Genomic DNA, 12259 nt, shown 5'->3' on the forward strand with positions numbered 1-12259 from the left:
CTTCACTCCTCATTAAAAATATCATGGGAAATTTCGCGTACAAATTTCGCCGTACGTGCTTCTTTGGCATGGTTAAATATCTGGTCTGGACTCGCTTGTTCGACAATCCGACCTGATTCCATAAAGACAACCTGATTCGAAACATTTTCAGCAAAGGCCATCTCATGTGTAGCAATAATCATGGTTATACCGGATTGGGCTACTTCTTGTAGGATTCGCAAAACCTCAACTGAAGTTTCAGGATCCAAGGAGGACGTTGGCTCATCCAAAAGTAACACCTCGGGCTGTAAGGCTAGGGCCCGGGCAATACCGATTCGCTGTTGCTGTCCACCAGACAACTCCTTGGGGTAGGCATTTAATTTATCAGACAAGCCAACCCGTTCAATTTCTGCTTTAGCAATAGCTAAGGCTTGATCATGCGATTTTTTTTGAACAACCTCTAAGCCTTCTAAAACATTTTCTAAAACAGTTTTATGCTTAAACAAGGCATAGTTTTGAAAAACCATGGCTGTCTTTCGGCGCAACTTAATTATATCCTCTTGATTGGCCTTAGCCACGTCTAGTGTTTGGTCTGCAATTTGAATGGTGCCTTGGTCTGCAGGTTCAAGAAAGTTAATGGTTCTAAGTAAGGTTGTCTTTCCGGTTCCTGAAGGTCCAATTAAGGCAACCACGTCCCCATCATTAACAGTGAGGTCAACCCCTTTTAAGACCTCTTGATTTCCGTAAGACTTGCGAATACCACTTAATTGAATCATTGTCACCCACCTTTCCTTTCCATTGGTAATAATATCATGGTCTAATTTATCATTTCAGTTGGAAAACAGCAATTTTAATGCTTACTGATAATTAGCAAAAGTTGCCTTCTCTCAAGTTGAGCCTTGGTAAAAATGCTTGAGAACTTAGTGGGGGTGCAAAAGTTTTTGGTAGCTAAACGCTATCTTCAGTCTTTTGGTCCAACACTTCACTGCTACCGCTTTTCATCACACCCTATTTATCAGACATTAAAAGGAGTTGGATAGTCGCTCCAACTCCTTATTTAATGGTATTTTTCAATTATTTGGCTTTAATATAATTTTGTCCATTGGCTTTAGGTCCGGAAGCCCGACCAAGGAAGAGAACCAAAACAATAATTGTTATCACATAAGGTAAAATCTGTAGATAAACAGACGGGATCTGATTGATCACTGGTAATTGACCGCCAATAATCGATAATGATTGAGCAAAACCAAAAAAGAAAGCAGCCACAGTAGCACCAATTGGATTCCATTTCCCAAAGATCATAGCGGCCATGGCCATAAAACCTTGACCAGCAATTGTACCGATTGAGAATGAACCTGAAATTGACTGGGCAAACAAGGCGCCACCAATTCCAGCAAAGAAGCCTGACAGTAAAACACCGGACATCCGATACTTGCCGACATCAATTCCTAAGGTATCGGCAGCTTGCGGATTCTCACCAACGGAACGCAAACGTAAACCAAAGCGAGTCCGATAAATTAAAAAGGCAGCCAAGACACCTAAGATAATAGCTAAATAAGCCATAACAAAAGTGTTTTTGAAGAAAATATCACCAATGACAGGAATCTGAGCTAAACCTGGAAATGAGGCATAGCCAATCGTTTCGCTAATATTATCTGTTTGGCCCTTACCATCATAGATGACCTTCGTTAAGAAAACCCCCAAGGCTGGTGCCATCAAGTTGAGTACCGTACCAGAAATAATATGGTCCGCCCGCCATTTAATAGTGGCTAAACCATGTAAGGCTGCAAAAAGAATGCCAACTAGACCGCCTAATACAATCCCTATATATGGCGTCCAGTTGCCTAGACTATTAGCAAATTCCAAATTAAAAACAATACCTGTAAAGGCTCCCACAACCATAATGCCTTCTAAACCAACATTTACGATTCCACCACGTTCAGAGAAGGTCCCTCCAATAGCAGTCAAAACCAGCGGCGTGGAATAAACCAGAGTCGAGGTAACAATTAAAGAAATCAAACCTACCATATTCATTAATAGCTCCCTCCTTCGTCGCTAGTATTGGCGTTGGCTTCACTCTCTACTTTAGCTTGGGCTTTTTTTCCTTGCCCTTTTGCCAGTAATTTTTCAATCACATAACGAATGGCTACAAAGAAAATAATCAATGCGGTGATGATACTAACAATCTCAAAAGGAATTCCTGCGCCTGTTTGCATATTAAGTCCCCCAATTTGTAGGGCAGAAAATAGAATGGCGGCTAGTAAAATTCCTAGGGGCGTTCCAGCACCCAATAAAGAAACAGCCATACCATCAAAACCAATGGCCAGATTCGCACTTTGAACGAAGAAGTTTTGATAAGTACCTAAGCCTTCAACCACACCTGCCAATCCGGCAAAAACACCAGATAAGACCATAGAAATAATTATAGTTTGCTTACTTGACATCCCCGCATATTCAGAAGCAAAAGGATTCATTCCCACTGAACGAATCTCAAATCCTAAGCTAGTTTTCTTAAGGATGATCCAAATAACAACTAGAGCAATAAGTGCTAAAAATAATCCCAGGTTAACACGTGATCCCCCAAAGAACCGAGACAATCCTAAGACGCGTAAGCTAGCAGATTCACTCACCATAATAGAGGAATCGACGGAATTACGATAAGTCTCCGGCCAAATATTTTGCAAAATATAAGTAGAGGAATAGAGAATAATATAGTTCATCATAATCGTGACAATGACTTCAGAAGTACCAAAATAAGCTCTTAAAACCCCGGGAACCGCTGCAGTTAGAGCCCCTGCAAGGGCACCAATCAAGACACAGGCGGGAAGTAAAACAGCCCTAGGAAGATCAGGAAAGGCTAAGGCAAACCAAACAGAGGCTACCCAGCCAGCTAAGGCTTGCCCAGATAAACCAATATTGAAGAAGCCCGCCGCTGAAGCCACTGCAAAACCGATAGCCGTAAAAATTAAAGGACTAGCTTGTCGTAAGACTTCACCAAAAGCACGCGTCGTTCCAAAAGCACCTTGGATCAAAGAAGAATACCCAGCCACCGGATTAAAACCAAAAATAAGCATAATCAAGGCACCGGCGAAAAGACCACATATAACGGCAATAATTGGTACCATTACTTCTCTAATTTTTGTATTTTTATTGGTCATTTGTCGTCACCTCCACGCCTTGGCTTTCTGCTCGCGCTTTTTCCAAAGAAGAGCCTGCCATCAATAAGCCTAATTCTTCTTTGTTAGTATCTTCAGCCTTAACAATTCCGGCTACATGTCCATCATGAATAACAGCAATTCGATCAGATAGGTTTAATATTTCATCAAGTTCAAAGCTCACTAACAAGATAGCTTTCCCTTGGTCACGCTGATCAATTAGCCGACGATGAATATTGGATATGGCGCCGACATCCAAGCCCCGAGTCGGTTGAGCAGCAATAATAAATTGTGCATCACGATCTAACTCACGGGCAATAATCGCTTTTTGTTGGTTCCCACCTGACAAGGACCGCATAGTATTTTCAACTGAAGTGGTTCGAACGTCAAAATCGTTGATTAATTTTTCAGCGTTACTCGTCATCGCCTTATCATTTAAGAAACCATGTTTGCTAAAGGGGGCTTGGTAATAAGTCTGCAATGCTAGGTTTTCTGTAACTGTCATGTCTAAGATAGAACCATATTTTTGTCGGTCTTCAGGAATGTGCGACAAACCCTTTTCAGTAATTTGTCGTGGTTTTAACTTGGTCAACTCTTGACCAGCTAACTGAATGCTACCAGACTCAACCTTGGTTAAACCTGCCAAAGCATAGACCAATTCAGATTGACCGTTCCCATCGATACCCGCTAAGCCAACAATCTCACCACCCTTAATAGTTAAGGAGAAATCTTTGACTGCTGGTACACCGCGGCTTTCATTGACCTGCAAGTCTTTAATCACTAGCACATCATCTCTAATCTGACCGGGGGCCTTTTCCGCCTTAAAGCTCACACTGGACCCGACCATCATATTGGCTAATTCTTGACTAGACACTTCTGCCACCTCAACAGTCGCTATACTCTGTCCGCGACGAATAACTGTACAACGATCCGCTACAGCCTTAATTTCATCTAACTTATGAGTGATAAGGATGATTGATTTCCCTTCATCAGCTAGAGACCGCATAATTTTCATTAATTCGTCAATTTCTTGAGGGGTTAAAACCGCTGTCGGTTCATCAAAGATTAAAATATCTGAACCTCTATAGAGCGTCTTTAGGATTTCAGCTCGCTGTTGCATCCCCACTGAAATATCTTGAACCTTGGCATCAGGATTAATATTTAATTGATAACGTTGCGAGATTTCTTCGATAGTTGCCTTAGCTGTTTTTTTATCTAATTGACCGCTAGCCAATGGTTCTTGACCGAGAATAATATTCTCAGTAATCGTAAAGGCATCAATTAGCATAAAGTGTTGATGAACCATCCCAATTCCCAAACGATTAGCTTCTTTTGGGTCTTCAATGGTCACTTCTTGGCCATTAATGAAAATCTGCCCCGACGTTGGTTGCAACAGTCCGGACAGAATATTCATTAACGTTGATTTTCCTGCCCCATTTTCACCAAGTAAGGCATGGATTTCGCCAGGCCTTAAATCAAGATTGATTTGATCATTGGCTTTAAAATCGCCAAATTGTTTGGTGATGTCGCGCATTTCAATAACGTTATTGCTTGACATTATTTCCACTCCTATAGATTCTTCCTTAGTTCTCTGGTGAAGTTGGCACTTCAATATCGCCGTTAGTAATAGCTTCTTTCGCTTTATTGACAGCGTCTTTGGCGTCATCACTCAATTGGCCTTCAGTTAACCCAACGCCTTCATTGGCTAAACCAAATTCAACCACTTCGCCACCAGGAAATTCACCATTATCAGCAGCTTCTACCAAGTCAACAATTGATTCACCAACATTTTTAGTGGTTGATGTTAAGGTAAAGTTACCTTCATTACCATCAGCATCAGTATATGCTCCTTCAGCTTCTTGGTCACGGTCAACACCAATTACCCAAACTTGTTTGTCCCCAGCTTCATTGATTGCTTTAGCTTCTTGGAACAAACCATTACCAGTACCACCAGCAGCAGCATAGATAATATCAGCATCTTGTCCGTACATTCCCTGGGCAATTGAACGCCCTTTGTCTGGCGCATCAAAAGCATCAGCATATTGGACAACAACTTCAATATCTTTGCCTAATTCTTCAGCACCAGCTTCAACACCTGCTTTGAAGCCAGCTTCGAATTCATCGATAACAGCACCACGTACCCCACCAATGAAACCTACTTTGTCCGTTTGAGTTGTATGAGCCGCTGCAACACCAGCTAAGTAGGCAGATTCTTGGTCACGGAAAGTAGCAGAAGCCACATTGTCTTGTCCCTCAATCACTTCATCAACAATAATAAAGTTAGTATCTTGATTTAATGATGCACTTTCTTCAATGGCTGGTTTTAATTTAAAGCCAACTCCAGCAACCACATTATAGCCATTATTAATGGCTTGATCGATATTAGGGATATAATCCGCATCACTCTTGCCTTGGAAGACTTCATAACTTTCCCCTTGAGACAGACCATTTTCTTCACCCCAAGCAACTAGCCCTTCCCAACCAGATTGGTTGAATGAACGGTCATCAATCCCACCTTGGTCCGTTAAGAAAGCAACTTTAGTTTGGCCCTGGTCGGAACTTCCCCCATCAGAAGACCCACCATTACCTGAATCACCACAAGCCGCTAATAAAACAGCTGATGATAAAGTCAATAAACCAAAACTAAACACTTTACTCTTTTTCATTTGTATCCTCCCCAAAATTCAAATTAATAGCTTTTTTACACTAGTAACTATAGCTTATTTCTGAGGAAAAATCTAGACATTAGCGAATATTTTTACATTTCAATTTTGTAACGTTCGGATTTTACTAATTTACACCACTATTTAAATCCTTCTTCATCATATATCACCCTATCTATAAAGCGTTTTCTTACTTTGAAGTGATTTACTAATTTAATATTCGTGTTTATTCAGGCTAGCAATTAAACACACGCTAAAAAAAAGAGGCTATGACTTTCGTCACACCCTCTTCAATAGTACATTTTACTGGTCGATTTAGTTTAATATTTTTATTCATAACTTAACGGAAGCTATTTATTAGGATCAATAACAAGCAACCAATTTTTATCCGGATCATCACTATTCAACTCTTCGGGATAATCTTCTAAGCGAGAATTCTTAGCAACAATTTCACCTGAAACTGGCGCCAAAAAGTCCGTCACAGCCTTCGACCCTTCCACTGAAAAGAAATCCTCGTTTTCTACCAAGTGATCTTGTACACTAAAAGCAAAATAAGCGACATCACCAATGGTATCTGCACCTTCACGGCTTAAACCGATGCGAGTAGTCCCGTCAGTTTCTTCTTTAAACCAAAAGTCTTTTTTTGTCATTAGTCTTCCTCCCTTAGCTGTGCTGGTAATAATTGATTCAACTTTCGTACAATTTTTACAAGCCAATTCTTCTCTAAATCACTTGCTGTGGCTTCTTCCTGATATTTAATCGATAGAACGAGGCCAACACTCAACATATTATTAATTAGCGATGTTCCCCCCATAGAAATAAAAGGCAGAGGAATACCAGTTAAGGGTAAGAGTCCCACCGACATCCCAATATTTTCTACGATATGGAAAGTCAACATCATCACAATACCCGCTACCATAGTTGCATAAAAAGCATCGTGACTTTGATAAGAAATCGAAATCATCTGATAAATCAAAATGAAATAAAGTAATATTAGGACCGCCCCGCCGATGAAACCAAAGTTTTCTCCAATGGTCGCAAAAATCATATCCGATTCTCTAACGGGAACATAGACCTCAAATTGTCCTAATCCCTTACCAAACATACCGCCAGAGCCAATTGCTTTCAAACTTTGAGCTAATTGATAACTTTCATTAGCAGTGTTTCCAAAAGGATTCAACCATGAATCAATCCGTGCAAACTGGTAAGGTTGGAAGCCTAGAAATTCTAGAAAATCACGATTGTAGAAGACCAATAACAGAACTATAACTGCAATAAGGGCTAAAAAAAGACCTACTGGTGCAATAATATGCCAAGTAATTCCTGATACTAGGACTACCCCGACAAAAATCACCATGAATACCAAGGTCGTACCCAAGTCATTTTGTAAAATAACGAGTAATAAAGGGGGCAAGGTCCAAAAAAAGAGCTTGACTAAAAAAGAGAAATCATAACGAATACGGTCTTTACGACTCATGGCATCAATCTGATCTTGACTCCCTTGATGATTGTATTGGGACACTAAACGTCCCATCATCAATATATAAGCTATTTTCATTATCTCTGAAGGTTGAAATGAAAAGGGGCCAATACTAAACCAAGACCTTGCCCCATTAGTAACAGCTAATTCACGATCGTAAAAAATTAGTACCAGAATCAAAAGCGCTAGACCTATAAAATAGGCAATCACTGCAAAATCATATAAACTTTTATGGTCAAATTGCATGGCAATAAACATCAAGATAAAACCAACAACATACCAAATTCCCTGCATCAAGGTTGGCATCAACGAAGCGTTAGAATGTTGTAAATATGTCGTTGAGAAAATCGTCAACATTGACACAACAGCCAAAATGGCCACAACTGTTAAAATAGGAATATCAATCCGGCTATTAGAATGACTTTGTTGCTTAGTTCTTTGGTTGGATGTTCTTCTGTTATCCAAGCCTATTCCTCCTTAAATGAATTGGAACGAGGTAGATTGCCTCGGTAAATTTCATGTTCATATAGGGTTTGATAATTATCTGACTGATAGTAACGGGCCGGTTTAGGCTCTACCATAAATTCTTCCATATGGGTCAATTGGTAAATAATCTGATTCAACAAGGCACCAATGACAATCACCATCGCCGAAAAATATAGAAAAAGCATTAATACAATAAAGACTCCGATAGTCCCATTAGATACTGATGTTCCCCCAAAATACTGAACATACAAGCTAAAGAAACTTGATAATAATAGCATTAACAAAGAAGCGACAATAGCTCCAGGAAGATTATGAACAAGCTTATAGTGATGTTGGGGGATAAACTGATAAATATAAATAAACATTAATAGTAATACGACTAATAAAACCGGCCACCGTAGCGACGAAAATATGGATAAAATCTCTTCCGATATAGGAAACATCGGACTCAGACTCTCCAAAATTGTCTGACCAAAAACAAAAATAATAGACATCAAACCAACTGCCACTACTAAAGCTAGAGCCAAAAGAAAGGATAAGGCTCGGGTAATAAAAAAGTTTGTCGTATTATTGACTGCATAAACCCGGTTTAAGACATTTTGTAAGGTATTAAAGGCTACCGAAGCCGACCAAATGGATAAAATAAACCCAACAGACACGATTTCTGGATGACTATTAGATAAATAAGATTCCAATGTAGGCACTAGCAAAGCCGAAATCTGCTCAGGTAAGAATTCCTGAAAAAGTGACACTACCATGTCTTGGTCTAAAGGTAAAAGTGGAATAACATTAGCAACCATCAATAATGTAGGAAACAAAGCTAACAGCAAATAATAAGACATTTCTGCTGCTGATCCCGCTACATTTGCCTGGGTCACACTATCCATTACAATTGGCAAACGTACCTGTATCTTCTTAAAATTCATAGAAATCCTCCCTAATTCCTCTATCATTACAATATTATATAAAAAAAGGTGGTGATTTATCTACAACAAATGATAAATCACCACAGTTTTTTACTAAATACTAGGAAGGAGTGACATTCTTCCAATTAGCATCAACAATGTTTTGTTCCATAAGGTGACCATGCACACTATCATAACGGTAAATAGTAATCAAGTTAGAATGGTTTTGATCATCGGGTGCCTGTTTACGCACATCAATCTGTACTAAATTATCATTCAGTAACATTGGAATAAAGACATAACCTTCAGCTTTAAAGACATCATCAGAGGCTTCATGAATTAACGGCGCTGCTTCTGCAAGCAATTCACTGGCACGGGCATTATCATAGTTTTCTTCAGGTGCTTCTTCGTCAGCTTCAGTAGATTCTACAGCACTGGTGTCATCTGTATCACTTTGAACTTGTGCCTGACCCTCAGGCACTGGTTCACTAATAATTGATTCTTCTTCTGGCGAAAATTCGCTAGCAGTTGATTCAACCTCATTTTGACCATCGGCTACTTGGTTTTCATCTACAGCAGAATCGTCTTGGTCTTCGCTAGATTCATTAATTTGCTTTTTACTTTCATTGCTTTCGACAATCGGTTTCACTTGACCAGATTTTTCGCTTTCGTTTGAATAAGCTACATTCTCATTATCGTCATTAGAACAAGCAGCTAAAGCTAATACTGCAGAAGAGGCCATTAGTAATTTTAAGTATTTTTTCTTCATAATCTTCATATCCTCTCAACTATTTTCTTTATTATAGTTTATCATAGCTTGGTCAAATCATCATCTTCAAGACTGATTCTTTACTAATTATTAACTTTCCTCGCATTATATTTCAATAATTTAATGTGCAAAATAATACATTTACACTTTATCTAGAACGGTCATTTAAGACTATAGATTTTAAAAACTAAAATTTATAGATTTACCGATTAAAATAATTGTCTTGAAATTATTCGCTTTTAAGCGTATAATTAAGTAGTTATCGATACTTCTTGGGATAGCTCAGCTGGATAGAGCAACGGTCTTCTAAACCGTAGGTCGTGGGTTCGAATCCCACTCTCAAGATCTTTTCTTTTCACCGTCAAACCTTGGTTTGGCGGTTTTTTTTATGCTTAAAATATTTTCACTTATCACTGAAATATATCATTAAAGTGAATGTTTGGACAAATGTTTACACACTAATTTTTACACCCTATAGTTCCATAACCATTCCTCACCAGAAATTCAATCTCCCACATTACTATCTTTCAACTAAATTATAAAAGAAATTCACAATTTTGGGGCAAAATTAAAAAAGATTGATGATTTTTTATTCTAAAACATCAATCCTTTTTATCATAAAATAATTTTTGATTGTAGAAATGTTATCCTAAAAGATAGTCTTTAGGTTTATAAAACTTCACGTGGTAATTATCCTTATCTTTATCAAAACGCATTTCTTCAATATATAGAATATCGGCATCCTTAATCCAGCGGTTTATTTCTGCTGGCGAGACAGTCATTTCTAAATAATCATATTGTGTTTTCATTTGATCAACAATCCCTGTAATAAGAGCCTCAATGCCCTCTTCCTCTTGAGCGGAAATAAAGACTGAGGGTTGGCTAAATAAAATTTTGCCTTGGTCGCTATTCTCAAGTAGGTCTGCTTTATTATACACAAATAGCACCGGAATCGTATCCATACCCAATTCTTTTAATTGGTCTTTCACCACCGCTTCCTGATCAGCTGCATAGGGAGAAGAAGCATCCACAACAACTAAAAGTAAGTCAACTTGTCGGTTTTCTTCCAAAGTTGAATGGAAGGCGTCAATAATCATTGGTGGTAGGTATTGGATAAAACCAACTGTATCAGTGATAGTGAGTTTAAAATGGTTGGGCAGTGAAAACGTTCGTGTCAAAGGTGTCAACGTAGCAAACAATTGATCTGCCTGATAAGTTTCAGCACTAGAAATGTTGTTAATAATTGTCGATTTCCCAGCATTAGTATAACCAATTAAGCCTAATTGAAATACTGAGGAAGCTTTTCTTTTTTCACGTGTCCGTTCACGATGGGCTTCAACTTCTGCCAATTCCTTCTTGATTTTTTGAATTTCTTTACGTAAAACTCGGCGGTCTTGTTCGAGTTTTGTTTCCCCAGGGCCTCGACTACCGATTCCTCCAACTAGTCGCGACATCATTTGCCCAAAACCTGATAGTCGGGGTAATAGGTACTCATTTTGAGCGAGTGCCACTTGGAGCTTTCCTTCCACGGATTGGGCACGTTGGGCGAAAATATCTAATATTAATTGCACCCGGTCAATCACAGGAATATCCAATTCGGCTTGGACATTATTATTTTGAGATGGACTCATTTGTTGGTAAAAGATGACCATGTCAGCTTCATAGGCTTGACTAATTTGGTCTAGTTCGTTTAATTTACCCCGACCAATAATAAAACGGTTATCAATCTTCTCCCGTTTTTGCGTGACTTCAGCCACAACTTGACCTCCTGCGGTGTCAACCAGTTCTTTTAGCTCAATCATTTGCATGGCAAAGCGTGCATCGCTGGTTTCTTGGTTTTGAAGTCCGACAGTTACAATTTTTTGCATATTACTCCTTCTTATCCCTTAAAAAGTCAGCAATTTCTGTCATTAAGACAGCTTGACTTTCAGGTTCTTCTATTAAGTTAAATGAATGAACATTGGTCATCCGGTTACGGATCCAGGTTTCCTGACGTTTGGCATAACGACGTGAATTTTGTTTTAGCTGTTGGCTAGCCTGTTCTAAGCTGATTGCTTCGGCAAAATAAGGGAAAAATTCCTTATAACCAATTGCTTTCATACTTTGTGCTTCTTTATCTAAGTTGGCCTCATAAATCATACGGGCTTCTTCTATTAAGCCCTCTTTAATCATTAAATCGACTCTGTGATTAATTCGTTGATACAGCAGTTGTCGTTCTGTTGTTAAAGCTATAACGTATAAGTCATAAGGACTTTGATGATTATTGTGCGTTTCCTCTTGTTGGGAAAAGAGCTGATTGGAAAATGTACCGACTTCTAACATTCGAATGACTCGTTTTAGATTGTTGGGATGAACACGCGCTGCTGCTTGGGGATCGAGGGCTTGTAAACGCTGATAAACAGCTAGGTTCCCTTCTTGATTGGCAAGGTCATACATTGCTTGTCTAAAATGAGGATGAGGAGAAACACTCTGCCCCAATGACAAATCATAGAGAAAGCTTTCCAGATAAAGACCGGTACCACCAACAACAATTGGAAGCTTGCCCTGAGCTGATAATTGCTTGGTAACTTGCCGGGCATCTGTTTTAAAATCAGCAGCTGAATAGCCTTGCCAAATTTCTCGAATATCGATGAGATGATGACGGACTTGCCTTTGTTCTTGCGGGCTTGCCTTAGCAGTACCAATATCTAAGCCCTTATATATCTGCATGGAATCCCCATTAATAATCTCCCCATTAAATTCTTGGGCAATTGAAATACTAAGCGCCGTTTTCCCTACTGCAGTGGGACCAGTGATTACAATTAATTTTTCTTTTGTCATAT

Annotated in this window: 11 protein-coding genes and 1 tRNA gene; 1 reads left to right on the forward strand and 11 read right to left on the reverse strand. The window is 39.1% G+C overall.

Annotated features, from left to right (window positions below):
• Positions 1-2: 2 nt before the first annotated feature.
• From OW157_RS01740 to OW157_RS01780, 9 genes are all read right to left on the reverse strand, one after another.
• The gene (locus OW157_RS01740; RefSeq protein ID WP_268751610.1) at positions 3-755 is read right to left on the reverse strand and encodes an amino acid ABC transporter ATP-binding protein; all 753 of its coding nucleotides are present in this window, start codon (positions 753-755) and stop codon (positions 3-5) included.
• 298 nt (positions 756-1053) lie between these two features.
• Positions 1054-2013 (reverse strand): ABC transporter permease, encoded by a 960-nt coding sequence (locus OW157_RS01745; protein ID WP_268751611.1) that lies wholly within the window; start codon positions 2011-2013, stop codon positions 1054-1056.
• The gene (locus OW157_RS01750; protein WP_268751612.1) at positions 2013-3137 is read right to left on the reverse strand and encodes an ABC transporter permease; all 1125 of its coding nucleotides are present in this window, start codon (positions 3135-3137) and stop codon (positions 2013-2015) included. Before OW157_RS01750 ends, OW157_RS01745 begins: the two co-directional genes overlap by 1 nt.
• Positions 3127-4695, reverse strand: coding sequence for an ABC transporter ATP-binding protein (locus OW157_RS01755; protein ID WP_268752234.1), 1569 nt, complete (start codon positions 4693-4695; stop codon positions 3127-3129). The genes OW157_RS01750 and OW157_RS01755 overlap by 11 nt, the downstream gene beginning before the upstream one ends.
• Before the next feature lie 22 nt (positions 4696-4717).
• Complete coding sequence (locus OW157_RS01760) at positions 4718-5800, reverse strand: BMP family lipoprotein (protein WP_268751613.1); 1083 nt, start codon at positions 5798-5800, stop codon at positions 4718-4720.
• A 347-nt stretch (positions 5801-6147) separates the two neighbouring features.
• Positions 6148-6447, reverse strand: coding sequence for a glycine cleavage system H family protein (locus OW157_RS01765; protein ID WP_268751614.1), 300 nt, complete (start codon positions 6445-6447; stop codon positions 6148-6150).
• On the reverse strand, positions 6447-7742 hold the full coding sequence (locus OW157_RS01770) for an FtsW/RodA/SpoVE family cell cycle protein (protein WP_268751615.1): 1296 nt from the start codon (positions 7740-7742) through the stop codon (positions 6447-6449). Before OW157_RS01770 ends, OW157_RS01765 begins: the two co-directional genes overlap by 1 nt.
• Positions 7743-7744: 2 nt before the next feature.
• Positions 7745-8689, reverse strand: coding sequence for a YihY/virulence factor BrkB family protein (locus OW157_RS01775; protein ID WP_268751616.1), 945 nt, complete (start codon positions 8687-8689; stop codon positions 7745-7747).
• Positions 8690-8789: 100 nt separating this feature from the next.
• A complete protein-coding gene (locus tag OW157_RS01780; RefSeq protein ID WP_268751617.1) occupies positions 8790-9437 on the reverse strand; it encodes a hypothetical protein in 648 nt (215 codons plus the stop codon).
• A 271-nt stretch (positions 9438-9708) separates the two neighbouring features.
• Here OW157_RS01780 and OW157_RS01785 point away from each other — a divergent pair.
• Positions 9709-9782 (forward strand) — tRNA-Arg (locus OW157_RS01785).
• 299 nt (positions 9783-10081) lie between these two features.
• Here OW157_RS01785 and hflX read toward each other — a convergent pair.
• Positions 10082-11305 carry a GTPase HflX gene (hflX, locus tag OW157_RS01790; RefSeq protein WP_268751618.1) on the reverse strand — a complete coding sequence of 408 codons (1224 nt, stop codon included), beginning with the start codon at positions 11303-11305 and terminating at the stop codon, positions 10082-10084.
• A 1-nt stretch (position 11306) separates the two neighbouring features.
• Positions 11307-12257, reverse strand: coding sequence for a tRNA (adenosine(37)-N6)-dimethylallyltransferase MiaA (gene miaA / locus OW157_RS01795; protein ID WP_268751619.1), 951 nt, complete (start codon positions 12255-12257; stop codon positions 11307-11309).
• Positions 12258-12259: the final 2 nt, after the last annotated feature.

The sequence above is a fragment of the Aerococcus kribbianus genome (genome assembly GCF_026805545.1).
GTDB lineage: Bacteria > Bacillota > Bacilli > Lactobacillales > Aerococcaceae > Aerococcus > Aerococcus kribbianus.